At 66.4% G+C, this 23,414-nt stretch carries 20 protein-coding genes and 1 pseudogene; 8 read left to right on the top strand and 13 right to left on the bottom strand.

Annotated elements, in window-relative coordinates; genetic code table 11:
• Positions 1 to 134 precede the first annotated feature (134 nt).
• Entirely contained in the window at positions 135 to 413 is a 279-nt protein-coding gene (locus tag ACM6LU_RS08985; RefSeq protein WP_414937167.1) for a DUF3892 domain-containing protein, read from the top strand.
• Between the two features lie 412 nt (positions 414 to 825).
• On the opposite strand, the gene ACM6LU_RS08980 is transcribed toward ACM6LU_RS08985, so the two are convergent.
• Positions 826 to 1,326 carry a DNA cytosine methyltransferase gene (locus ACM6LU_RS08980; protein ID WP_414937166.1) on the bottom strand — a complete coding sequence of 167 codons (501 nt, stop codon included), beginning with the start codon at positions 1,324 to 1,326 and terminating at the stop codon, positions 826 to 828.
• 621 nt (positions 1,327 to 1,947) lie between these two features.
• Between ACM6LU_RS08980 and ACM6LU_RS08975 the strand changes: the two genes are divergently transcribed.
• Together ACM6LU_RS08975 and ACM6LU_RS08970 are read left to right on the top strand one after the other, a co-directional pair.
• Positions 1,948 to 2,463 carry a pyridoxamine 5'-phosphate oxidase family protein gene (locus ACM6LU_RS08975; RefSeq protein WP_414937165.1) on the top strand — a complete coding sequence of 172 codons (516 nt, stop codon included), beginning with the start codon at positions 1,948 to 1,950 and terminating at the stop codon, positions 2,461 to 2,463.
• A gap of 497 nt (positions 2,464 to 2,960) precedes the next feature.
• The gene (locus ACM6LU_RS08970) at positions 2,961 to 3,404 is read left to right on the top strand and encodes a hypothetical protein (RefSeq protein ID WP_414937164.1); all 444 of its coding nucleotides are present in this window, start codon (positions 2,961 to 2,963) and stop codon (positions 3,402 to 3,404) included.
• A gap of 108 nt (positions 3,405 to 3,512) precedes the next feature.
• Here ACM6LU_RS08970 and ACM6LU_RS08965 read toward each other — a convergent pair whose 3' ends face one another.
• The 7 genes and pseudogenes from ACM6LU_RS08965 to ACM6LU_RS08935 all read right to left on the bottom strand — a co-directional run bounded on the left by ACM6LU_RS08965 (position 3,513) and on the right by ACM6LU_RS08935 (position 10,976).
• Positions 3,513 to 3,788 (bottom strand): hypothetical protein, encoded by a 276-nt coding sequence (locus ACM6LU_RS08965; protein WP_414937163.1) that lies wholly within the window; start codon positions 3,786 to 3,788, stop codon positions 3,513 to 3,515.
• A 403-nt stretch (positions 3,789 to 4,191) separates the two neighbouring features.
• Entirely contained in the window at positions 4,192 to 5,400 is a 1,209-nt protein-coding gene (locus ACM6LU_RS08960) for a pentapeptide repeat-containing protein (RefSeq protein ID WP_414937162.1), read from the bottom strand.
• A gap of 777 nt (positions 5,401 to 6,177) precedes the next feature.
• Positions 6,178 to 6,393 (bottom strand): hypothetical protein, encoded by a 216-nt coding sequence (locus ACM6LU_RS08955; RefSeq protein WP_414937161.1) that lies wholly within the window; start codon positions 6,391 to 6,393, stop codon positions 6,178 to 6,180.
• Positions 6,394 to 6,637: 244 nt separating this feature from the next.
• A complete protein-coding gene (locus ACM6LU_RS08950) occupies positions 6,638 to 7,489 on the bottom strand; it encodes a hypothetical protein (protein ID WP_414937160.1) in 852 nt (283 codons plus the stop codon).
• A 386-nt stretch (positions 7,490 to 7,875) separates the two neighbouring features.
• On the bottom strand, positions 7,876 to 9,420 hold the full coding sequence (locus tag ACM6LU_RS08945) for a hypothetical protein (RefSeq protein ID WP_414937159.1): 1,545 nt from the start codon (positions 9,418 to 9,420) through the stop codon (positions 7,876 to 7,878).
• Between the two features lie 174 nt (positions 9,421 to 9,594).
• Positions 9,595 to 9,858, bottom strand: a pseudogene (locus ACM6LU_RS08940) (PadR family transcriptional regulator); the annotation flags it as partial.
• Between the two features lie 386 nt (positions 9,859 to 10,244).
• Complete coding sequence (locus tag ACM6LU_RS08935) at positions 10,245 to 10,976, bottom strand: ZIP family metal transporter (RefSeq protein WP_414937158.1); 732 nt, start codon at positions 10,974 to 10,976, stop codon at positions 10,245 to 10,247.
• 213 nt (positions 10,977 to 11,189) lie between these two features.
• Between ACM6LU_RS08935 and ACM6LU_RS08930 the strand changes: the two genes are divergently transcribed.
• Positions 11,190 to 11,363 carry a hypothetical protein gene (locus tag ACM6LU_RS08930; protein ID WP_414937157.1) on the top strand — a complete coding sequence of 58 codons (174 nt, stop codon included), beginning with the start codon at positions 11,190 to 11,192 and terminating at the stop codon, positions 11,361 to 11,363.
• 180 nt (positions 11,364 to 11,543) lie between these two features.
• Here the strand turns inward: ACM6LU_RS08930 and ACM6LU_RS08925 are convergent, their stop codons facing one another.
• Together ACM6LU_RS08925 and ACM6LU_RS08920 are read right to left on the bottom strand one after the other, a co-directional pair.
• On the bottom strand, positions 11,544 to 12,080 hold the full coding sequence (locus ACM6LU_RS08925) for a DUF2087 domain-containing protein (RefSeq protein ID WP_414937156.1): 537 nt from the start codon (positions 12,078 to 12,080) through the stop codon (positions 11,544 to 11,546).
• A gap of 157 nt (positions 12,081 to 12,237) precedes the next feature.
• Positions 12,238 to 12,759, bottom strand: a complete 522-nt coding sequence (locus ACM6LU_RS08920) for a CGNR zinc finger domain-containing protein (RefSeq protein WP_414937155.1) — start codon at positions 12,757 to 12,759, stop codon at positions 12,238 to 12,240.
• Between the two features lie 127 nt (positions 12,760 to 12,886).
• On the opposite strand from ACM6LU_RS08920, the gene ACM6LU_RS08915 reads away from it, so the two are divergent.
• Complete coding sequence (locus ACM6LU_RS08915) at positions 12,887 to 13,768, top strand: alpha/beta fold hydrolase (RefSeq protein WP_414937154.1); 882 nt, start codon at positions 12,887 to 12,889, stop codon at positions 13,766 to 13,768.
• A gap of 522 nt (positions 13,769 to 14,290) precedes the next feature.
• Positions 14,291 to 14,749 (top strand): SRPBCC family protein, encoded by a 459-nt coding sequence (locus ACM6LU_RS08910; RefSeq protein ID WP_414937153.1) that lies wholly within the window; start codon positions 14,291 to 14,293, stop codon positions 14,747 to 14,749.
• A gap of 78 nt (positions 14,750 to 14,827) precedes the next feature.
• Here the strand turns inward: ACM6LU_RS08910 and ACM6LU_RS08905 are convergent, their stop codons facing one another.
• Positions 14,828 to 15,364: a DnaB-like helicase C-terminal domain-containing protein gene (locus tag ACM6LU_RS08905; protein ID WP_414937152.1), complete on the bottom strand. Its 537-nt coding sequence runs from the start codon at positions 15,362 to 15,364 to the stop codon at positions 14,828 to 14,830.
• A gap of 567 nt (positions 15,365 to 15,931) precedes the next feature.
• On the bottom strand, positions 15,932 to 19,036 hold the full coding sequence (locus tag ACM6LU_RS08900; RefSeq protein WP_414937151.1) for a S8 family serine peptidase: 3,105 nt from the start codon (positions 19,034 to 19,036) through the stop codon (positions 15,932 to 15,934).
• Between the two features lie 593 nt (positions 19,037 to 19,629).
• On the opposite strand from ACM6LU_RS08900, the gene ACM6LU_RS08895 reads away from it, so the two are divergent.
• Positions 19,630 to 21,234 (top strand): hypothetical protein, encoded by a 1,605-nt coding sequence (locus ACM6LU_RS08895; RefSeq protein WP_414937150.1) that lies wholly within the window; start codon positions 19,630 to 19,632, stop codon positions 21,232 to 21,234.
• Between the two features lie 101 nt (positions 21,235 to 21,335).
• The gene (locus ACM6LU_RS08890) at positions 21,336 to 22,358 is read left to right on the top strand and encodes a class I SAM-dependent methyltransferase (protein WP_414937149.1); all 1,023 of its coding nucleotides are present in this window, start codon (positions 21,336 to 21,338) and stop codon (positions 22,356 to 22,358) included.
• Positions 22,359 to 22,908: 550 nt separating this feature from the next.
• Here ACM6LU_RS08890 and ACM6LU_RS08885 read toward each other — a convergent pair.
• Complete coding sequence (locus tag ACM6LU_RS08885; protein ID WP_414937148.1) at positions 22,909 to 23,364, bottom strand: response regulator transcription factor; 456 nt, start codon at positions 23,362 to 23,364, stop codon at positions 22,909 to 22,911.
• Positions 23,365 to 23,414: the final 50 nt, after the last annotated feature.

Here is a 23,414-nt window from a genome sequence, read left to right as displayed (position 1 = left end):
TCAGAACGGGCGGCCCGCTCGAACTCGTAACGTTCGAGGCACGGCCCCCGGGTGGCGTAACGGGGTGCGGGCAGGCGGCGAGTACAGCATTACCCCTGTTCGCTTCGAGGGAACCCAGCCGAAGAGGTAGCACCATGGCCATCAAGATCATCGCAGCGCGGCTCGAAGGTGGGAAGTTCCACGAGAACATCGCAAAACTGCGCTGGATCAACCCCGGCAGCGGCGAAACCGGTGAGAGTTTCGTTTCGGCGATCGTGGCATGGATCGAGGACGACGACGGGAAGGCCTACGTTGACGAAGGAATCCACCGGGTGGCCGTGGAGATCATCAAGCCCACCTTCGGCCCCGAGTTCCTCCGCACGCGAGCCGACGGCATCTGGAAGAACAACCTGCTGGACCTTCCACGCTTCTGAGCGGGAAAGTCCACAATGGATGGTGGGTGTCGTGAGTGGTAAGGACGATTAGAACCGAAGCCGTCCTTATCACTCACGACTTTGCCTGACAGTGGGCCGGGTCGGGCTCGAACCGACGGCCAAATCTCTCACCGACCGCCGCACCGTCTACCGTCCGCCGGATCCAGGGCCGCCCGCTACCCCGGCGACCCCCGAACGGTTGCGCGTCTCCTGCCTCCCCCTGCCAGCTGCTCAACCTCCTCGCTGTGAGGTGGGTTCGGTGGCAGGCATGGAGTTCTCGTGCGCGGGCGGCGACCGCGATCAACGGGCACCCGGCGCGGCTGGGGTCGCCGGGTACGGGGCGGGACGGCCGGTGATGAGTTCCCATCGGTGTACGGCGGCGGTGTACTCACCCCAGTTCACCGGCCCGGGTTCACCGCGTGCTGTGCGGTGGGAGCGCGGTGCGCGGGCGGTCGTCACGGTCTTCACCTCTTTCCGCGCTCGGGGTTTCGACGTGGGTGTGGTGACGGCGATGACGACCGAGGGCAGCATCAGATCGCCTTTCGAGCCGCGCTGCGCGGGACAGCCTGTGGTGCCGTCGGTCGCGCGCGGGGTCGGCGGCAGTCGTGGAGTGGTCCTGACAGGGGAAGCCCGCCGTGAGCACCTCGACCGGTGCCACGGAGACGAAGTCGACCGCGCGCAAATCGCCCAGGTTCGGCACACCGGGCAGGCGCGCGGCGAGGATCGCGGCCGCGTGCGGGTCGACCTCGCAGTACCAGGCGACGCGCCCGCCGAGCACGGCCGCGACACCGAGGTCGAGACCGGCCACGCCGGTGCACAGCGACCCGATGACCGGACCGTCGGTGGCAACGAATCGCAGGTCTTCCCGGACCTCACCGGTGCGGGCGAGGGTGTCCTCGTGCGGGGTGTTCATCGCCGCTCCCCTCTCGTGCTGTCCGGCCGCGCGGGCGGGCGTGTTCGCTGAGTGCGGAGTAGGCCGGTATGCCCAGGCCTCGCACCAGCGGGCCCACGCGGTGAGGGTTGTGACGCGGCGCGCCGCCCGGTGTCGAGCTGGTGGTTCGGCCGGCGCAGGGTGTGCTGAAGCCGGGTGTGCCAGGCCAGGGCGTGGGTCAGGCAGTTGGACTCGCTGCGATGACTCGGAGAACATCCCGGCAGATAGCGGCCGCTGTAACTCCACGCGGCGGAGTCGCTGGAGCGGATCGCGTCGCCGTAGCGGGCCTGCCCGACTGTTTTGACACCGAAGCAGTGCAGCCGCAGGCCCCGCGCGCGTAGGGACCTCACGATGCGTTCGACCTGCCCGCTGTCCTGGCGCCGTTGTCGCGGCAGTGGCCATTCCTGTTGCGAGCGTGTCGCGTTGCTACCAGCGGTCGGACTCTGTCGGCGCCGGATAAGGCGACATTAGACGGTGAAGGGTGTCGACGACGGCCAGGTGGTGGCGTGCCGAGTTCGGTGAGGTGATGTGACTTTGCGGCGCCGTCTTCGTCTGCCGCCGTGCGATGCTGAGGATGGTCCAGCGGTGGCTATTGTGGGGCTGATGCGTGAAACACCCGAAGAACTCAATGAGCTCCAGGCCCTGCTCGACGCCTCCCTGTCCCGCTCCACCGATCACCTCCGTTCGATCGTCACCGAGCGCACTTTGACCGCCGAGCAGCTCACCCAGATCCTGATCGGCATGTGCACTCTCGCCCTGTCCACCGTGACGGCGAAGGGCGAGCCGCGGATCAGCGGCGTGGACGGGCACTTCCTGCACGGCAAGTGGTACTTCGGCACAGCACGCAACGCCGCCAAGGCCCGCCACCTCGCGGCCCGCCCCGCCGCCAGCGTCGCGCACATGCGCGGCGAGGACCTGGGAGTGTTCACGCACGGCACGGTGGAGATACTCAACCCCGAGGACGACGAGACGGCCGCAGAATGGCCAGACCTGCTCACGTACTTCAAGGACTTCTACGGCGATCACACCGAGTGGGACAAGGACGTGTTCTACTACCGGCTGCGTCCGCACTGGATGACCGTCTACGCCGCCGATGCCGCGAAGCTCATCGCCAAGTGACCGCTGGCTCATGAAACAGGCCCTCTGGGCGGCTGGTGTCGAACTCCCCAACACCAGCCACCCGCTGATCCTCGGCTACCTGACGGTGGGGAGGTTGCGGACGTTGTTCGGCGAGTTGGCGGGCTGTCGAAGCCGGAGGATCTCTCCGTGCTGCGCGGCGAGTTGTGACAACGCGGGCTCCTTGTACGCGGTTCGAGTATGCGAGGCGCCGAAGCGGTTCGCCATCAACCGGTGAAGACCGACATCCCGAACACGAGCAACGATGCCACCGAGCCCGCGCTGAAACCTGACGCGATACACCTAGGGGCGTGTCTGACAAATAGGCAGGGTTCAGGTGGACAGACAGGTGCACCGACCGAGCCCGTCCGCGACCGCAGACGGCGGCCCTGTCGGGACAGGCGATACGACGGAGGTCGGGAATGGCCGCGACGTACAATCGCGGCGAGGGCGAAGCGCCAGGCCGAGATTCCGGGCACCGGGGTGAGGGAGGGGTCGGGATGTTCGGTCGGAAGAAGAATCTCAACGATCTGATGGCGCAGCTCAGGCCCGACCTGAGTCGGGAATCGCTCGGCGTCGGGCCCGCCTTCCCGGGCGTCGCCCCGAACCCGCTCCTGAGCAGTGATGCGTGGAGGCGCAATGCGGAACTGCGTACGGGGGCGCTTGCGCTCGGCGTACTCGTCGACTGGCGGGAGGTCAGCAGCGACGGCAGTCCACGCGTGGTCCTGATGTTCGACGTGGAGACCGCCGGCGGCATCTCGTTCCGCGGTATCGCAGACGAAGACCTCACGATCACCGAGCTCACCCGACTCGCCCCAGGACAGACGTTGCCCGTGCGCTACCGGCCGGCCGTCATGGACCACTACGTCTCCCTTGCCCGGGACGCGGACCCCGCCCACGTGCGGCAGCTCTCTGACCAGATCGCAAGCCGCAAGCGGACCTGACCCGAAGCCATCGGCCGGATCCCTAGTCCGCGCGCAGGACCGCCCCCTGGGGCAACCGGTCCTGCGCGCGGACTTCTCATGACTCCGGTGCGCTGGTCCAGCCCCCCGCTAGCGCCGCGATCGCCTACGCCACGGGGTTAAGCGGGCGATGCCCGCGATGACCACCAGCAGATCCAGGCTGTCCGGGTCGGTGTCGGCGGCGGTACCGAAGTACTGGAAGAGCTTCTGAGTCTGGCGGGAACCGTGTCCGGCGGCTTGCGGCAGCGCGGTGGTGAACGCCTGCGAACCGGCGGCGTGCCGGGCCCGGTAGCCGGCGCGCAGGGCCTCGCCGAGCAGAGTCGGCGCGAGGGCGCTCTTGCCCGCGGCGCCGGTGACCACCACCACGGCCCTTACCCCGTCCTCGTCGGCGAGGCACCGCCGCACGTGGCTGAGGACGGCCTGCTGACCGTCGGCAGAGCGAACACGCCGGCGTGGGTGAGCGAGTGCCCCGCGGGTCGGGCCGATCTGGAATTCCGTCGGTATCCACCCGGGTGGATATTGGCTGGCCTGTCCACCGAGGGAGGCGTTGACCCGTTGGGTTTGATCATGCCATTCGACCCCTCGAATTTCCGGTCCAGGTGGTGTCCGGTGCGTGACCGACCCGCCCCCTGATACGGGGTTCCGGCGTCGAGTACCCGGCCCTTCCCGCAAAGACCGGTCCCCGTACCGCCACGGCACCGGGCACCCACCCATGATCCTGGCAGTCCACATCAGCAAAGTCGATCTTCTTCCGAACGCGTCAAATGAGTCAGAGAGGACCCGATTCGTCGCTGTTGCCGGAGGCAAACGGGGGGTGAAAAGGCTTGCCCGCCTGAGTGGCTTCGGCGAAGACGCTCACGCCGCCAAAGGTCGCTTCGTTGAACCAGGCCCCGCCACTGAAGACCACCTGGTGGAACCAGGCGTCACCCGTGAAGGCCGCTTCGTTGAACCAAGCACTACGAGTGAAGGTCGCCTCGTGGAACCAGACGTCACCCGCGAAGGCCGCTTTTTGGAAGGAGGCTTCGCGGGTGAAGGTCGCCGCATAGAACCAGGCGTCACCCGCGAAAGCTGCCTTATGGAAAGAGGCTTCGCGGGTGAAGGTCGCCTTGTTGAAGAAGACGTCGCCAGCGAAGGTCACCTCGGAGAACGTGGCGTCGCCGACAAAAGTGACCTGCTGAAAGGCGCTGCTTCCGATCCAGGCGTTGGTCAACGTGAAGTTGATGAGCTGGGCGCCGGTGAGGTCGAGTTCGAGAGGCCCCCAGTAGCGAGTGTTGTCTTGAGGTTTGAGGTGATCGCCGAGTAGGCGTTGGGCGGTGAGCCGGACTTCGCGTTCCTGCGACCTCTCACGGTAGAGCAAGCGTTGCTCGGCGCTGGCGCCGTCTTCGCGGTCCTGTTCGTCCGGGAGATCGTAGGACATGCGCAGGTAGGCACAGCAGACGTTGACGATGGTCTGGCGCAAGGTCTCGTTGTTCTGGGCGAGGCGTTCGAGAGCGTAGAGGCCTCCGAGACGGACAGGGGCTTTGTCGGAGCCGAGCTGTTCGACGGCCTTGAGGTAAAGCTCGTTGACCCGGCGCTCGACCGCGTCGGCACGGGCATCGTCAGCGACGCGCTCCTGGTAGGCATGAGTAGTGGCGGCGACGTTCTGCTGGTGAGCGAGGACTTCGTACTGCTGGGCGAGAGCGCGTTCGCGGTTGTCGAGGTCGGCTTCGGTTGAGTGCTGGCGGCGCCACGCGAGGTAGAGCGCGACCACACCGCCGCTGCCAACGCCGACGCTCAACCCGATCTTCAGCGCGTTCAGCCGCGCATTCACCAGGTCCGCGTTGTTCAGCCCCTTAGTCGCCGCCCACCACAGTGCGATCACCGCGCCCGCGGTGAGGATCGTGATCACGATGGCGGTCGTCCACATCGCGGCCGGCGTCAGCTCCCGCAGCCGTCTCCCCGAGGTGCTGCTGGGCGCGGGGCGTTCGTCGTCGGTCATGACCATCAACATCGCGGAAACCGGCCGGGATGTTGCAGAGCGTGCACCCGGACCGCTTACTTCGTCCGGGAGGGCGTCGGGGGCGCCGGGTACTACGCGGGCATAGGTGTCTTGATCTTGGGCCGTGGTCGAAGGCTGAGTGGGGTTCCCCGCGGCTGAACAAGGAACCCGGCGGGTACACGTCCGGACCATCGAACAGTGAGCACCGGCACAGCGCAGCGGCTGCAAGAGACATTCCATCCGCGCCAGGCTGCGGGTGCTGTCCGCGTTCTGCGACATCTTTGGCTGCACTCCGGCCGATCTGGTGGCCACCACCGCGGAGAACGCCGGCGTCCGTAAGACCGCCACCGGCGACCGGCCCGCACCATCAACCACGGTCACGAAGCTGCGCCCCGCGCCGCCCGCATCCTGCCGGACGCGTGAACCAACCCTACGCCACCGACGAACAATACGAGCGGTGGCACAAGCGAACCGCGCACGCTGCGACCGGTTCGGATTCTTCGCCGCCGTCTGGCCGGAAGGACCGGTCTGCCGCACCTGCGAGTGCCGCGCCCTGCGCGTCCACGGGCGCTGCCCGAGTGCGGAGAGCACCGGATCCTCCCCGGTCTCCGGCCCGCCGACGCCGTCGCGATCTGCACCAGCTGCACCGGATTCCGCCCGTCCTACGCCTGTTCACATTGCGGCCAGGAGAGCCGGCTGCGCGCGGGCCGCCTCTGCCTTCGCTGCGCCCTGTCCGACCGAGTCGCCGCGCTGCTGGACGACGGCACCGGCCGCCAATCAATTCCACAAGCAACCCGCCGCCGGAGGCTGGCCACCGGCCACCGAGCCCGGTGGCCGGGCAGGTGCTGCCGCGTCCGGTCCGGCACCCCACTCCTCCTCCGCCGCGGCGTCCCCAGGCAGCTTCCCATCGTTGGGCACGAGGGCCATGCGCGTCCGCAACGAGAGTTCGGCCAGAGCGGCGATGCTCGAGGCGTAGGGCGCGTCTTCCCGCATCGGCGTGGACCAGCGGGTTCGCCGAGGAAGCTTTCCCCTGTTGCGTTGACATCGGCAAAAGCGGTCCCGCTGCCCATTCGAACCCGTTCCCATACGAAGAATGCCAACCCCGATCAGTCGGTTCTGCGTCAAAAGATGAGCCAGTCACAGCAGTATCGAGTTGACGCGAGGAACCCTGCCCAGCACCCACGAGCAACGCGGCTCACAACCGGTGCAGTCCCTGACGGACTGAATGATCGGCACTTCACCTCGTCGCCGCATCCTGGCCTGCGGTGACGTCGGGCAGTTGCGGCTGTGTTTCGGGATTTCCGGCTAGAGAGGCTAAGTAGGCGGCAAACAGGTCTGAAAAGGACACTGCGGAGCCGAGGAGGTCAAGGTGGGAGATCCGCCACGACAGCTCGGCCGACTTGCGCCACGGCACCTCGTCACGCACGTTTGTCAACCAGTGGTAGAACGAAAGCCGCTGCGTCGGCGAGACGCCCGCGACGTTGAGGCCCACCAGCGCGTCAAGCACCGTAGGCTCGTTGCGCATGGCCCATCGCACCAGGTTGGAGTTCGCCAGGAACCGCTGCTCGGCCGCGGTCGGCGGTGCGCCGTGGGAGACGGCGACCACTGCCGCGTGGTCGATGGCGGCCTGCTCGCCACGGCTCCACGCTGCGTCGTGTGCCGAACGGGAGTCCAACTCACCCGCTCGTAACGCGCGCAGGTACTCCGCCCAGGTGCGGGACCCCGGATTGTCGTAATCCCCGCCGGAAAGTCCTAACACCAGTGCCGTGCCACGCTCCAGCGCCTCCAGGCCGACGGCGTTGACCACTGACACCCAATTCCCGCGCGCGCCCAAGCGCTCGTCCCGAAAGAACCACGTCACACCACGAATAGCCTGGAACCGATCGAATCCCGGCACGACCCGGCCGGCGGTGGCCTGCACCTGACTCAGGAACTCCATCCGCCCGGACATGCTCATGGCGTCGAAGACCTGCCACCGGCAGTCCAACGCCGCCGCGCACTCCGCGGGGGTCCGCACCTGCGGCTCGGCGACGGCCGACGCCGGCGTCAGCACGCTCGTGAACACAGCTACCCCGAGCATCACGGCCACCAGACGGGAAACTCTGCCGCTGAGCGCCCGGCCGACCTCGAAACCCGCCGATCGTGTGTCAGTACGCCACATAGGCGGCGACCCTACTGCCCCGGTCCTCAGGCGGAATACGGCCGCGAGGCCGGGTTCACCTCAAAAGGTGACCCGATCGCCGACGCCCACCCGCGCGGGTCTTGCCTACCGCGGTCGGCGACACGGTTTGCCGATGAGTGACATCCCGTCGGCCTCACGACTGGGAACTGCGCCAGATCCGGGGCCACCACCGAGCGCCTGGTTTCGAATACGCCGAACAGCGGCTGCCTCAAACACCGACCATCAAAGGGGATAGCGAGCTAGCCGGCCCAGTCGTACTCCCACCGGTCCGTGCGCCGACGCCGACCGTCGATTCAGGACACTGAGACAAGGTAGAGCTGCGTGGTGCGGGACAAGGGTGCGGAAATGGTCCAGGTTGCGAGGTAGTTCGGTGGTGGGGCGCCGTGGATCCGCAGCAGAGCGAGGTCGGGTTCACGTGGCCGCATGGTGTAGTCGAAAAACGCGAAGTTGACTCTGAGCAGTCCGCGGGTGAATCGTCCGGTACGCGCTTCGAGTTCGACGATCGCTGATGGCATCCGTCCGCGGTCGGAGAACACGTCGAGGATCGCGCAGTCGCAGGTGTAGGCCAGCACACCGATCTCGTCGGCGCTGGCAATGGACCGGCCACTGGCCAGGCGGGCCAGGTCACGTCCGATCCGGGCGTACTGTTCGCTGGAGGTGTAGTTCGTGGTCAAGGGGGCGAAGTCGCGGGGCAGACCGGCATGGGCGTAGCCCGCCACGCTGGTGACAAGCAACGCCGTGACAACGATCAGGCTCAATCCCCGTTCGGCCCGACGGGCGAACCCGGCCGCGACCGCGCAGGCGAACACAGTCGCCGCGACGATGCCGGGTCCGTAATACCAATGGTAGGGCGGCACCTGTAACTGGACGTATGCCAGGCTGTACACCGCCCCGGCCACGGCGAGCACGGCGAACGAAAGCAGCCGACGACTGGCTGTGTCTTTTCGCACCACCAAGCTCAGCCAGCGGATCCCGGCTGGCAACGCCAGCATCACGGGCAGGAACGCCAGCACCGTCTGCCCCGGCATGCCCTGCCAGTAAAGTCCGAGGCCGTTGCCGAATTCCCACTCTCCCCAGGCCCGCTTCGCGCCCTGCAGGGTCTTGATGATCAAGGTGTCCGGGACCGCCGCGCCCAACGCTACCCAGCTGAACACGAACCACGGTGCCGCTACCAGCACGGCACCACGCACGCTGCGTCGGCCACCGACCCAGAATTGTCGCCGGGCCACGAAGATCAACGTCACGAAGATCAGGAGGTCGAGGCGGACCAGCGTCAGTGTCCCGGCGACCACACCGAAGGCGAAGGGACGCCTTTCCACCGAGAGGACGAGCAGCCAGACGAGTCCCGCCGCACCCAGTCCGACCTCCATCCCGATCGAGGACAACAGCAGCGGGTTCACCGTCAGCGCGGTGATCGTGAGAACCGGGAACCAACCGGGCAATCCGGTGGCCACACCGAGTCTGCGCAGGGCGAGCACCAGCACCGCCTGGCACGCCACATACAACACGCCCGCGGCGAGTACCGCGTCCCGCACCACGAACGTCAACACCGCGAGGCAAAGCACATTCAGCGGCGAGGTCGCCGTGTTGGTCGTGCCCTCGGCCAGCAACCCCCAATGCCCATGGAACGCGAGATTGCGGGCATAGCTCAACGCGATGTACGTGTCGTCGATGAGATGGGCGCGCACCAGCATGAACACCAGTGCCGAGGCCATGGCCACCCCGATCGGCAGCCACCCCGCCTGGGGGAGAAAGACCCGCGACCGATCGAGCACCGACCGATCAGTGCTCGATCGGCGCGACATTATTTCAGTCACCATTATTGCTTTGTTCCTCACGAATCCTGTGCACGAGCAATCGCCTGCATCGCCGAAAAGAACAGTGCGGCACGAGAAGCCCTGGCCGGCACTACTGGCACGAGCCATTGATAACCTGGCCGTTCTTCAGGTGATTCGGGCCACCACACCCTTCACGAAACCGAAGTGTCCTGCACCACCCCGGTTCGCCCACTGGTAGCCGGAGGGATTCTCCGGGCTCTTCAGCCATTCCTTGACGTTGGTGACCCGGCTTCGGTGATCGCGTGTCGCTTCCGGTCCGGACCCCCCGCCTCGACGCCGCTCGTCTTCGACGAGGCCGTTCTTCAGCAGGCGGTTCAGCGTCGAGTAGACCTGCCCGTAGTGCAGTGGGCGTTCTTGCCGGAACTGCTTTGTCGTAGAGCTGTTTGAGGTCGTAACCGTGCTTCGAGCAGGCCCGAGCAGGGCGTTCCCGATGGACATGCGGCAACTATACACAGTGTGTATACACTCGGTCTATACATCGAGTGCCTAGTTGCTGAAGGGGACTTTCCCCGCATGTCACGCGGTGAAGGGAGCTTTCATCGCGTTGCCCTACGACAGGGTGCCCACTACATCTCCCGTGCCGCGTCTGCGACGCGCGTCAGGGTGTCGACGCAGAGCCGTTGCAGCAGTTCGTCCTTGGTGCGATAGCGCCGGTAAAGGCTTCCCCGTCAGCGGCACCGTCTATCGCGGCTCTCCCGATCGCGTGCTCGCGGACGAGTAAGTGATAGCGATATCGTCCCTTTGCCCGTGTTCTGCAGGAGTCGCGTCGATCTCGCCGCCTTCCTGGCCCGAACCGGCGTCGTCGACCGACCGCGCCTCGCTGGTCAGGCGGCGAGGATGAAAGATAGAAAGAAGCCTCCCGCCGTGGCGAACGCGTTCAGCGGCCGGCCGTGCTCGAACGCCTCAGGCATCAGCGTGTCAGCCAGCGACGCCAGCACCGCCCCGCCGGCGAAGGACAGCGCCACGGCCAGCGCCGCAGCGCTCAACTCCCCCGCGACGAGCCTGCCGAGCACTACCGCGGCGGCCAGCAGCAGCGCACAGATAGCCCACGTCGTGATGACGGCTCGCCTGCTCCGCCCCGACTCCCGCATGGCGACGGCGCCGACCAGCGACTCCGGGAGGTTGGAGAAGAAGATCGCTACGAGCAGCGTCAACGACACCCCACTGGCCAGCGACACGCCGAGCGCGAGGTTCTCCGGTACCCCGTCGAGAGTCACCGCGGCGAGCAACGCGAACCCGACGCCGCCGCGCGCCCCGGCTTTCGTCACTTCCCGCTGCTGGGGCCCGGAATGGCCGGTGACATAGCGATCGAGCGCGGAGTCGGCGAGCACGAACACAGCCGCCCCGGCCAGCAGGCCAAGCCCGGACCGAACCGCGCCGCCGAGATGGAACGCCTCCTCGAACAGTTCGAAGGCCAGAGCCGAGATCAGCGCCCCACTGGCGAAGGCCAGCAGTACCCCGGTGACCCGCCGCGGCGGGCGCCACAACGAACCGGCGATCGAACCGATCACCAGCGCGCTGGAGGCAGCCAGTCCGTACAGCACCGCGGTTAGCATGCCGACCATTCTGGCGCCCAACCCCTCGTCCGCACCAGCCGAACCGAGCGCGCACCAGCGCCACCCAACCCGGATAGCAGGAAACGCACAATCGAAGCCCCGTGTCCGAACATTGAATACCGCCGTTCACGAAGCGATGCGGCACTGGGTCGATGTCCTCGTCACGCACGACCCGAACGATCTACCCGGTGTTCCGGCGCAGCGGGTGACCTGATGACGGCACTTCTCTCTCGCGTGCAGCCAGATCACAGTGTGCGGCTCGCCGACGAGGCCTACGGCAAGGACTACAAGTTCCGCACCTGGCTGGAAACCAGGCGCATCAGCTTCGTCGTGGCAGTGGCCCGCCCACCAGACCATCCCTGCCACGGCCGGCACGTCACGGGCTGACCTTCTGGCAGCACAGCGGCGATCGGGTCGCGCAGCTCGGCGTCGCCGCGTGAGGTGCCGTAGTCGAGTGCCATGTCCGCGAACTCGCCAAGGGCGGCCAGATCAGTTCTGCCCGTGCTCACCCACCCAGCCACCGCGTCCTCCATTCGCAGTGCTGGACCGTCGGTCAGCCGCCGTTCGTCAGCCGCGCTCGTAGCTCGCGCCGGACTTGTCCCTGCGCAGCATGCCCTCGTCCACCAGGGCGCGGCGCAGGGTCACCCAGTCGTCGAACCACTCGCCGCAGATCGCGTTGACCTTGGCTTCGGGATAGGACACGCCGGGTTCGAACGAGTCGCTCACCACCTCCAGCACCCGGCTTCGCACTGTCTTGTCGCCAGGGATGGAGGTCAGGCGGCCGCGCCGGAAGTAGGCGCCTGCTCCGTCCCCGCCTGCTCGCCCGGCGAGCCTGGCTTCCGCTTGGACGGCCAGCTGGAAGGTGTCGTCGATCAGACCGCAGACATGCTTCTCAGGGTCGAAAGAAGCGATTCTGACGTTCGCCAGCTTCTGCAGGGCCGCGGCGGCGGCCGGTGGGCGCAGCCCGGCACGATCGGCGACTTCGGCCACTGTCGTCGCACCGAGGGCGAGGGCCGCGTAGGCGGCGCGCCGGTCGTTCTGGGCGAGCGCGCCCACCAGATCGCGGCAGGAGGGCTGAGGCTGGTCCGCGGGAGGCGTGTTCATGATGTCCGTTCTGGTTGTCGTTCGGGCACCGGGCGGGGGGAGAAGGAATCGCGGGCGTGACTTCCCGATGCTCGCCTCTGCTTGCCGCCCGGTTCGCATGCTTTACGAGTCCGCCTTTCCGGTGCGGTACTGGCGTACGATCGTTGCCGCACCGGCGCTAGTTCGAGCGCTCGCGGTGATAATGACGAGCCGCTTTTGCCCGGTTCCCGCAGGCGGTCATCGAACACCAACGCCGGGTGCCGTTGCGAGTCGTGTCCTCGAAGTACAGCGTGCAAGCCGGATACGCGGAGCACCGCTTGATGCGTTGGGGACGCGCGCGCAGCAACGTCAAGTAGCTGTAGGCGGCGAGCCACGCGGGCCGCCATGCCACCTGCTCGACCTCGAACACGTCTCCGGGTTCACCCCGGCGCAACTCTGGCCGCAGCCGCCCGCGTTTCAGTACCGCGTTCAGCGCACGCTCGGCCGTCTCACTGTGGTTGTCGAGTACCTCGCGTAGCACGGACCGGGTGTGGCGTAACGGTTCTTCCGCGCCGGGAGTGTCCGAGAGACCATGTTCAGCCAGCCACGCAGCGACGCCTGCGGGTTCACCGAACACGTCGTGGTGAACACCACGTTCCGGCCACGTGGTGTTCAACAGGTCGAGCGCGAGCGGTTCACCGGCCAAGGGACGTTGCAGCACACCGATCACCCTACCCTCCGTCGTCGTCTTGACAGGTTAGGTCCCACCATGATCTAGTCTAACCGTTCTAAGAACTTTAGACAGTTAGAAATGATCGGCCAGGCCGACCTTGAGGAGTGCCACATCCATGTCTGATATCACCCCGGCCACTGTGCACCACCGAACCGTGACCATCGACGGCCGGCGCGTGTTCTATCGCGAAGCCGGTGACCCAGCCGCTCCCGCGATCGTTCTGCTGCACGGCTTTCCGACGTCGTCCTACATGTTCCGCACGCTGATTCCCGGGCTGGCCGACCGGCACCACGTCATCGCTCCCGACCATCTCGGCTTCGGCTTCTCCGACGCCCCGCCGGTGGATCAGTTCGACTACTCGTTCGAGAACCTGACCACGACCACACTCGGCCTCCTCGACAAACTCGGACTGGACCGCTTCGCCCTCTACATCCAGGACTACGGCGCTCCCATCGGGCTTCGCATCGCCAGCCGGGATCCGGAACGGGTCAGCGCCCTGCTGGTGCAATCCGGAAACGCCTACTTGGAGGGCTTCACGCCGTTCTGGGACGTACTTTTCGCGCACGCCAAGGATCGCGAGACACATGAAGCGGAGGTCCGCCGCCTCCTGGAGCCCGCCGCGACCCGATGGCAGTACACCCACGGCGTCCCCGCAGGCCGAGCCGACCGACTCAGCCCGGACACCTGGACCCTCGACCAAGCCCTGCTCGACCGCCCTGGGAATAAGGACGTCCAGCTCCAGCTGTTCTGGGACTACCAGTTCAATCTTGACGCTTACCCAGCTTTCCAGCGGTACTTCCGCGAGCACCGTCCGCCGACCTTGATCACCTGGGGCGAGCACGATGAGATTTTCGGCGCCGACGGGGCCCACGCCTTCCTCCGCGATCTGCCCGACGCCGAACTTCACCTCCTCGATGCCGGCCACTTCGCCTTGGAAACACACGGATCGGAGATCACCGCCCTCATCCGGAACTTCCTCGAGCGCAACCTACGGTGACTACAGCACCGACGTTCGGCGGGCCGGTTCAGGAATCGGGCTGAGGTTGCCCCGGTGAACCGGACACGCTGATCCCAGACAGTCGTCTGGGAAGGACGTCCCCCGTGTCGCGTTTGCCGGCAAGGACGCGGTCGAGTTGGTTCGTTCCTCGGATCGGCCGTCTGCGTCAGGTCGCTCGCGAGCTCGGGGTGAATTACGAGCCCCTGCGTAACTGGGTCAAGGTCGCTTGTAGGGTCTCACCGCTGATGACATACCGCCCTTCTGCGACCTGCGGTTTCTCAGCTGTCTCACCGCGATGTCATTCAAGATCAGTCTCGCGACCGCTTCATTTCTTCCCCTAGCCCGTGCCACGCCGCTGCGGCGCAACGCGCTGAACTGCGGGTCCGGCCTGATCGCTGAAGCACTCGGCAGAGATCGGTGCTGTAACCGACGGCACAACCATCGCTGTCACATCCGACGTCCGTCAGGTGTCCTTCCTACAGCTGGGCCGGAGGGCTGGCAATGGCAGAATGGAGCCGACACATGGAAACCGTGACCGTGCAGAGAGTGATCGCGGCGCCGATCGACGAGGTCTTCGATTGGTGCGCCACCACGACCAACTACACCCGCAGCCCGCTCGTGCTGCGCGCACGCCTGGCTCGCCATGGCCAGGGCGCGCCGTATGGTGTCGGCGCCATCCGTCTGCACACCTGGCTCATCGGCTGGTTCCGGGAGCGCATCACCGCCTACCACCCGCCGCACGAGTTCGCCTATGTAGTCGAACGCAGCTTTCCCCCGACCCGCCATGAGCTCGGCCGGATGACCTTCACCGAGGTGCTGGATGGCACCCAGGTCGTGTGGACCACCCGCGTCGGACTTCCCGTCCCGTTCGGCGACGCGCTCATCCGCCGGGTCGCCAGGCCCGTGGTGGCCCGCGTCTTCGGCAGGATCCTCGACGCGGCCAGCATCGCACTCACCGGCAGCCCTGGCCGCCGCGCATAACCCAGACAACCGAAAGCGCAAGTCTCATCTGCACCTCATTCATGAAGTGCAGATGAAGTCTGCTCTGAGAAAATGAAGTCAAATTTGAGAACCTACGACCAACCGGCCGTAGCGCAGCTGGTGGGCGACGGTAGTCATTGCGGTAGGGCCATGTTCGTGTTTGGCAAGGATGAGGTCAACCCCGCCCGCGCGCGGGTCGTCGCGGTCCCAAGCGTCGGGCCGGTGGAGGAGCACAACGTAGTCGGCCACGTGCGCGATGGTGCCGGAGTCCCGGAGATCGGCCAGAGACGGCCTGGCCGGGATGGGTTGGTGGGGGCCCGGGTTGGTAGACAGCTGTGCGGTGACGACGATCGTTCCGTATCGAGGGCCAGACGTTTGACGACGGGCAATCTCCGCCACCTCCCGTTCTCGATTCTCGTAGGGCAAATCTCGCCGAGCGGTGACGAGGTGGAGCGAATCGATGACCACAAGCCGTACGTCTCGTCGCAGGGAAAGTTCGTTGACCACAGTGCTGAGGGGGCCGATCTCGACTTCCCTCGGACGCATGATCACGATCGGGGCTTCGCTGATCTCGGTCATCCGCTTCGCGACGCGTATCCAGTCTTGGTCGTCCATCCGCCCTGATTCGCATGTCGGCCAACCGCACACGAGCCTCAGCGCTGACGACGCGCTGGGTGACGGTCTCGAGCTGGTCGAGGGAACTGGCGTCGACTCCGACGAGATCTCCCTCGCCCCATCGATCCCCGCCTACATCGAGTACGGCCCCGTTGCCGCCCGACCCGCGAAAGATGAACCGGCTCACTTCCACCTCGACATCGGATTCGCGTTCACCACCACGAACGCGGACATCGGCGTCCTGCAAGAAACTGAAGTACCGGGTGCCTCCTGGCGTTCGCTCGCGGACGCGGAAGACTGGTTGGACGCCGCATCGCTCGCGCCGTCAGCACCCCTGCACGAATCGCCCGAACGCTGTCGGCCCCGCGGGGTACCGCGCAAACCGAGAGCTCGACTCGTTCCCTGGTCTCGGCCGGTTCAACCAGGCCCGGTTCCACGTTCTGTGGGTGCGCTGGCGACAAGGTTGCGGCAGCTAATCGACGCGGAGGGCGGGGATGTCCGCGCGGCTCGATGTCGGAAGCGGTGGCCTCCCTCGCGCGACGGAGGCCACCGCTTCAGTCGGTCGGTCTACTTCAGGCCGTAGGCCCTGGTGATGGTTTGTTCGGTGGTGCCGCCGCGATTGTCGGTCGCTTTGGCTTTGAGTGACACGAAACCCGGCCCGGCGGGATGCCGGAGATAGGTAGCCCACTGCGAGGCCCCGGCGGGAATGGCGGTGGTCGTTTGCCAGGTTTTGCCGTCGTCGTAGGAGACCGACAGCTCCAGGCGGGAGACCCAGGTCTGCGAGTTGCTCTTCTGGGTCTGCACCTGGATCGGCAGCCGGAACCATCCACCCGCCTTGGCGTGGTTGTCCAGGTCCACAGCCGGGTTGAACCGGATCACCGAGACCGGCAGGGCGGTCGCGGTGTCGGTGTGGCGGGAGCGGAAGATCTGCGCCAGTTGGATATGGGTGGAGAAGTCCGTGGCGCTCTGCCGCATTTCCGATTCCACCCGGTAGGTCGCCTCTGCCTCGGGTACCTCCCATTGGCCTTGGCCTGCGACCTTGGTGTCGTCGCCCACCTTGACGCCGTTGCGGAACAACGAGCTCCGCGCCGAGTCCCATTGCACGATCTCGCCGGTGCGGTTCGGGGCGTCGCTGAACACCGGTGTGCGGTAGGCGATCTGGCCCTTGTCGCGGATCACCCCGGTCCTGGAGTCGGGCAGGGACGGGCCGAAGACCGCGGTGTTCCAGCTCTCGCGATAGTTCCTGCCCGGTTCGTACCTGGTCTCGGCACCGGTGGTAGTCGTGGTGAGCCGGCCATCGGAGATCTGGAGGAAGTCACCGAACCAGCTCAGCCCGCCGCTGGTGTAGACGTACTCGGTGCGCGTGCTGGGCTGGGAGACCAAGTCCCCCAATCCTGCCCCCTGGGCTGTCCCCACCTTCGGCGTCATCAGCTTCACACCGAAGCTGCCGGCTTTGGTGAGGTGGTACTCGTTGCGCACGGCGGCGAGCTCACGATCGGCGACGGTGCGGTCCAGGCCGTGGAACATGCGGCCGGTCTGGACCCAGCCCACGTGGTAGGAGTCATCACCGCCAAGGTACATACCGGTGATACCCGCGGTGAACGCCGCGGCGGGTGCCTCCGGGCCCAGGGGCGCGATCAGGATGTCGTCGAAACTCGGGGCGGCCAAAGAGTCCTGGAAGCGATTTGGGCCCGCCGCCCACTCGGTGGAAACCGCGACGATTGCCGGTGTCAGTCCCTGTTTGTCGAACTTCACCGAGATCGGCTTGGCCTGCCGAGCGTCCAACGCCATCGATTCGTTCTTCGTCACCGACAGCAACGGCTGGACGAATCGGCTGAGCGAGCCGCCGTCCCAGACATCGGCCTGGACGTAGTAGTCGCCCTTGGGCGACCGCCTGGTGGTTTTGCCGTCGGGGTTGTAGAAGTAGAAGGACCTTCCGGTCTTGATGTTCATCGCGAACCCGGACACGTAGGCGGGCTTGCCGTCGCGGCCGACGGCCGTGAACGACATGTCGTAGCTTTCGGCCTCCCTGTCCACCCCGAACGGGGTGACCACCACCTGATCGCCCGCGGTCGCGGTGACCTGGCCGCCGTAGTAGCCGTCAGCGGTGTTGACCGCGGTGTCGGCGGTGAGATCCGCGCTTGCTTCCCCGCCCGCGGGCACGGTCAGCTGATTCGTGCTGAGGCCGAACATCGCGGCCGGGGCGGGTTTGCCGTCCGGTCCGGTGGCGGTCAGCGCGAGCTGGAAGGTCACCGGCTGGGAACCGGCGTTGCGGTAGGTGACCTTCTTGGTGATCTTCGGGTCGTCCTGGTGCGGCCAGATCGCACGGCCCAGCGACACCGCGGGCGGATCGGCCGACACCGACTGCCCGACAGCACGTGCGACGTCGACGCGTCCCGCGCCCTGGGCGTGCACGCCGAGTGCCGGGTTCGGCTTGGCCGAGCCCATCAGCAGACTCTTGTACTGCGCCGCCGACAGGTCCGGGCGCTGCCCGGCCAGGATCGCCGCCGCCCCAGCCACGTGCGGCGTGGCCATCGACGTGCCCGACATCGCCTGGTAACCATCCGGGCCGGGACCGTTCATCGCGCCGTTGCGATCCTTGGCCGCGACGATGTCCACCCCGGGCGCGGTGATCTCCGGCTTCACCGCCGAGTCACCCAGCCTGGGGCCACGGCTGGAAAACCACGCCAACTGGTCGTTCTTGTCCACCGCGCCGACGGCCAGGGCGGCATCCGCGCTCGCGGGCGAGCCGACCGTCTCGTCACCGCCCGAATTGCCCGCGGCGACCACGAACAACGTGCCATGGCGTGCGGTGAGCTGGTTGACCGCCTCCTCCATCGGATCGACCTCGGGCACGTCCAGACCACCGAGGCTCATGTTGACGACCCGCGCGCCGGACTCCGCCGCCCACTGCATCCCGGCCATGATCGCCGACTCCGGGCAGCCCCAGTAGCCGCACACCTTGCCGTTGAGCAGCGACGCCTCCGGAGCCACACCCTTGAACTTGCCGCCCGACTTCGCCCCGGTGCCCGCGATCGTCGACGCCACGTGCGTGCCATGCCCGTGCGTGTCGTCGGGATTGTTCTCGCCGGTGAAGTCGTTCGCGTCGACCACCTTGCCCGCCAGGTCGGGGTGCGTGGCGTCGACGCCGGTGTCCAGCACGGCGACCTTCACACCCTTGCCGGTGTGCCCGGCCTCCCACGCCTTCGGCGCGCCGATCTGCGGCACGCTCACATCCAGCGAGGGCTTGCGCATGCCGTCCAACCAGATCTTGTCCACACTCCCGCGCGCGTTCCACAACGCGCTCGCGGAGGACTTGTCCTGGCGCGCCGCCACCGCGTTGATGCTGCCGAACCGGTGCCCGACCCTCGTGCCGGAGCGCTCCAGCGCACCCGAGCGAGCGTTGTCGCCCTTCACGATCAACGGTAGATCACTACGACGGGCGTCGTCATAGCCGTAGTCCAACAGCGCTTTCACATCGAACAGGCGGCGGTCCAGCTTGCCCGAACCGACCTCCGCCATCGCGTCCCGCGGCAGCACGAACAGCCCCGTGGGAGTCTGCTGAATCTGGAACGACATGCGCTCCCGGCCCTTGGCAGGCCGCACCAGCGGAGAGAGCCGACCGTCCCGCTTCTCGACCACGGTGACCTTGTCTCCCGACAACAGTGTCACTTGCCCGCGCACACCGTCTGCCTGCTCCGCGTGGACAACACCCGCCTGCGGCTGCACCGCCTGGCCCGTTGCCGCGGACGGTGACAGTGCACCACCCGCCAACGCAACTGCCGACACCGAGGCGATCACCGCTGTGCGGCCACGCGCGGAACCGGGTATTCCGGCTCGGAATTTAAACATCAATCACCCTCCAGAAAGACGAAATACGAAAGGGAAAGACGGAATTCAAAACGGGCCACAAAGCGAACGATCCACCGCCCGACTACCCGAAAGTAACGAAGGGTACAAGTGTGAACAATGTCTGCGGCCACACATCTTGCAGTCCGAGGCTGTACGCCGGATCACCGCGACGGAGCCCTGAACAGCGGTCGCGAACAGACTTGGACGCCGACGTCGCGCGACGACTCAGCCGACAAAGAGCGGCTCCTTGACGGATCAGAATCAAGGGTGTGGTTTTTGACATGCGGGGACGGCTCAAAAGTGTGTATCGAGCCATGGTGTCGCCGTTTGCACCTTCGTAGCATCAGCGCGACAGCGTGACCTGGATCACCTGTCGATTCCCCACCTCACCCCCGGTCCCTGGAGGCTGTCCGATGTCCACGAAGAACGCACGCGCCGTTATCCGCCGGCGCGGTCCGGCACTGCTCGCGGTGCTGACCTCGGTGGCGGCCGCGGTGTCCCTGGTCGGGTTCTCGTCCCAGGCCAGCGCCGGCCTCGCCGACACCGCCTCGGCGGCCGTCGAGCACGACCCGGTGATCATCATCCCTGGCATGACCGGCACCACCCAGTACATGGAACCGATGAAGACCAAATTCGTCTCCGCAGGGTGGCGGTCGGACCGGGTCGAGACCTGGACCGACAGCACCAGCATGACCGGTGACCTCACCAAGGCCGGACAAGAAATGAGCCAGAAGGTCGACAGCGTGCTGGCCAAAACCGGCGCCCGCAAGGTCGTCCTGGTCACCTGGTCGGCATCTACCCTCGCCGCCCGCTCCTACCTGAAGAAGGTCACCGGCGCGCAGGACAAGGTGTCGCTGTACTTCTCGATGGCCGGGCCGCACCACGGCACCACCACCGCCGCGCCCTGGTGCCAGAACCTGTACCCCTCCTGCAAGCAGTTCGCCATCGGCTCGCCCTGGCTGGCCGACCTGAACTCCGGCACCGAGGTGCCGGGTTCCCCCGGTGTCCGCTACACCACCCAGCGCTCCACCTGTGACACCAACGTCAACCCCAGCACCTCCGCCGAACTCGCCGGCGCCACCAACCTCCAGACACCGACCTGCATCACCCACGGCAGCTTCCCCAGCGACACCGGCGTGTTCACCCAGATCAAGAACATCATCATCGAACACGAAAAGCAGACACCCACCACCACTCCCACCCCGACCACCACCGGCACCTCGACCAGCACGAGCAGCCCCACCACGACCACCACCACCCCGCCTGCCTCGCCCTGCTCGTCGGTCAACGGCCAGTGGGGCACCGCGGGCCCGTTCGCGGTGACCTCGGCCTCCAACGGACGTGGCACCACCGTCGTCCGACCGGTCAACCCCGGCACCCTCGGCTGCACCACGCACCCGGTCGTGCTGTGGAACAACGGCGCCCAATCCAAGCTGGACCGGTATCTCCCGCTGCTCAACCACCTCGCCTCCCACGGCTTCGTCATCGCCGCCGCCGAAGGCAACACGGGCACCGGAACCGCCATGCTTCAGGGCCTGGACTACGTGACCGCGGAGAACAACCGCGCCGGCAGCCCCTTGCAGGGCAAAGTCGACCTGACCAACGTCGGCGCCACCGGCCACTCCTTCGGCGGCGGCGCGGCGGTCGACGCCGGAGCCGACCCCCGGGTGGACACCATCGCGCCGATCTATCCCCTGGCGTTCAGCAGCGGCAGCCGCGTGCGCGGTTCGGCGGTGTTCTTCGCCGGGCAGAACGACACCATCGTTTCGCCCTCGACGGTCCGCAGGACCTACAACCAGGCCACCCAGGTGCCTGCCATCTACGCCGAACAACGCGGCGCGGACCACTACGGCATTCCGAACCTGCACGGCCCCGTCACCGCTTGGTTCCGTCTCCACCTCATGCGCGACGAACAAGCCCGAGGCCTCTACTTCGGCCCGAACTGCACCTACTGCTCCTCACAGTTCTGGTCGATCTACGAACGCAACGCCAAAGCCCAGGCCGTCCCCGGCGCCTGACCACACCCGCACACGACGAGCGGCGAGCCCGACACCGGTCGGGCTCCCCGCTCGTCTCTCTGCGGCACAACACATCGACGGCGCGCCCGGCTCGGTGCCGAATGGCGACCTGGGCGGCGCCTATCGCGGCCAAGACAATCGGTGCGGCGCAGCTGTACGACGCCCCGGGCCAAGACTACGGTAAGGCGTTGGGTCGGCAGCCCGCGCTCGAGTCCACATTGCGGCACCTGCTGCCGTTACTGCCGCCGCGGGCCAAGATTCTCGACGCCGGTTCTGGCACCGGCGCTCTGGTCGCGCTGACCTGTGCCAACGCCGGACACGACGTGACCGGCTACGACGTGTCGGAGAAGATGATCGAACTCCCCCGGGCCCGTGTACCCGCCGCCCGCTTCACAAAGAAGGACATGCGCGACCTGACGTTCGATGAAGGCATCTGGGACGCGGTCCTGGCGTTCTTCTCGATGTTGCAGCTGCCGCGTGTCGATCAGGACGCGATGATCGCCCGGTTCGCGCACTGGCTCGCACCCGGCGGCCACTTCGTCCTGGCAACAATTCCGCAGGACGATTCCGGCCGACTGGAGGAGTGGACGGGGCACTGGGTGCAGACTTTCAGCTACCCGGTTTCCGTTCTGCGGCAACGGATCGAGGACACCGGACTGGAGATCGCACGGGAGGACGTCGTCGACTTCACCCCGGCTGGCGACCAGGCGCAGCCCGAACCCCAGGTACTTCACCGCCCGGAAACCGCACGGGTCGTGAACCCGTCGCGTTCACTCGCCGGACGTGAGGGCGTGCCAATCGGCCTGGAGCGCCGCGACCTTGCGCAGATCCAGCTCTCGGAGACGGAACAACGCGCGCTCTATGTAGTCGCAGACATTGTGCCTTTTCGAAGACCTCCTTACTGTCGGATCAAGCGACGGCTCGTATCTTTCTTCTGTCTGTCCGGGACGTCCTTCTTCGACCGAGGAGAACTCATGAGCTACATGTCTTTTCTGCGAAACGCTGACGTGGGCGCGGCACCACAGGCACGGCCTTCGCAACCTTGGCTCTGCTGGCGGCGAGTGGCGCCACAGGGACGATCGCGAACGCCGCGCCGGCAACCCTCGCCCGGCACGCCCCGCTAGTGAAGCACCTCGCCTCGCATGGCTTCATCGTCGCCGCGGCAGAGGGCAAAGCTGGCACCGCAGGCCTCATGCTTGAGGACTTGGACTACTTGACCATCGAGAACAGCCGGCCTGGCAGCCCGCTCTAGGCAGAGTCAACCTGGCCGACGTCGGTGCCACCGGCCGCTCCTTCCATGGCGGGGCGGCGGTCGACGCCGGAGCCGATCTCCCGCGTGGACACCATCGCGCCGATCTATCGCCTGGCGTTCAGCAGCGGCAGCCTGGTGCGGGGCCCGGTTGTGTATCACGTCGGCCAGAACGACGCCATCGCTTCGCCTTCCACGGTCCGTAGAACCTGATACACCGACCACCCAGGTACCCGCCATCCACATCGAACAACGCGGCGCGGACCGCTACGGCACCCGGTCCGCACGGCCCCATCACCGTGGTTCCGCGTTCACCTCTTGCCCGACGGACCGCTCCAGGCTTCTGATTCGGCCCGAACCGCGCCTACTGCTCACCCTCTTTTCTGGTGGCGATTCGAGCACGCCGGCGCCTGCGGCGAATAAACTCATAGATTTCGCCGCATTAGTGTGATGACCGCTTGGGTACGGTCTTTGACTTCAAGTTTCACGAAGACAGAGTGCAGGTGGTTTTTCACAGTACGCTCGGATATAGTCAGCTCGCGGGCGATCTGTCGATTAGTTTTTCCTTGAATCAGCAGCTCGGCGACGCGACATTCCCGATCGGTCAACGACCGCTGCCTCGCGGCGCGAACATCCGAATTCTTTTCGATCACTTGCACACGCTCCAACGCGGCCACGACTTGCTCGGAGTGCTCGAGGAGATCTCGAATCGCGCCGCGACAGGCGCGTGCCATGCGCAGCAACTCCCCGGAATCGACGTCGCCTTCACTGTCGTCGGGAAAGCGCAAAATCATGTGCCGTCCCCCTGTTGAATAAGCCATATGAGATCTGATGGCGAAATTCATACCGACCGGCGCGAAGTAAAACGCTTGTCGTCGCAACGTATTATTTCATTGACTCATCCTAAACCCAACACCTACTTGAGACGAGC

Source organism: Amycolatopsis sp. cmx-11-51, assembly GCF_047608665.1.
Lineage (GTDB): Bacteria > Actinomycetota > Actinomycetes > Mycobacteriales > Pseudonocardiaceae > Amycolatopsis.
The sequence above is the reverse complement of the archived record's forward strand: the minus strand, read 5'-3'. Positions and strand labels throughout refer to the sequence as shown.

Excerpts from the sequence above, each read along its gene's own strand:
- ACM6LU_RS08935 (WP_414937158.1), bottom strand. The coding sequence starts at position 10,976 with ATGCTAACCGCGGTGCTGTACGGACTGGCTGCCTCCAGCGCGCTGGTG.
- ACM6LU_RS08915 (WP_414937154.1), top strand. The coding sequence starts at position 12,887 with ATGTCTGATATCACCCCGGCCACTGTGCACCACCGAACCGTGACCATC.
- ACM6LU_RS08985 (WP_414937167.1), top strand. The coding sequence starts at position 135 with ATGGCCATCAAGATCATCGCAGCGCGGCTCGAAGGTGGGAAGTTCCAC.
- ACM6LU_RS08895 (WP_414937150.1), top strand. The coding sequence starts at position 19,630 with ATGTCCACGAAGAACGCACGCGCCGTTATCCGCCGGCGCGGTCCGGCA.
- ACM6LU_RS08905 (WP_414937152.1), bottom strand. The coding sequence starts at position 15,364 with ATGGACGACCAAGACTGGATACGCGTCGCGAAGCGGATGACCGAGATC.
- ACM6LU_RS08960 (WP_414937162.1), bottom strand. The coding sequence starts at position 5,400 with ATGACCGACGACGAACGCCCCGCGCCCAGCAGCACCTCGGGGAGACGG.
- ACM6LU_RS08925 (WP_414937156.1), bottom strand. The coding sequence starts at position 12,080 with ATGAACACGCCTCCCGCGGACCAGCCTCAGCCCTCCTGCCGCGATCTG.
- ACM6LU_RS08955 (WP_414937161.1), bottom strand. The coding sequence starts at position 6,393 with ATGCGGGAAGACGCGCCCTACGCCTCGAGCATCGCCGCTCTGGCCGAA.
- ACM6LU_RS08890 (WP_414937149.1), top strand. The coding sequence starts at position 21,336 with ATGGCGACCTGGGCGGCGCCTATCGCGGCCAAGACAATCGGTGCGGCG.
- ACM6LU_RS08980 (WP_414937166.1), bottom strand. The coding sequence starts at position 1,326 with ATGAACACCCCGCACGAGGACACCCTCGCCCGCACCGGTGAGGTCCGG.
- ACM6LU_RS08970 (WP_414937164.1), top strand. The coding sequence starts at position 2,961 with ATGTTCGGTCGGAAGAAGAATCTCAACGATCTGATGGCGCAGCTCAGG.
- ACM6LU_RS08930 (WP_414937157.1), top strand. The coding sequence starts at position 11,190 with ATGACGGCACTTCTCTCTCGCGTGCAGCCAGATCACAGTGTGCGGCTC.
- ACM6LU_RS08975 (WP_414937165.1), top strand. The coding sequence starts at position 1,948 with ATGCGTGAAACACCCGAAGAACTCAATGAGCTCCAGGCCCTGCTCGAC.
- ACM6LU_RS08910 (WP_414937153.1), top strand. The coding sequence starts at position 14,291 with ATGGAAACCGTGACCGTGCAGAGAGTGATCGCGGCGCCGATCGACGAG.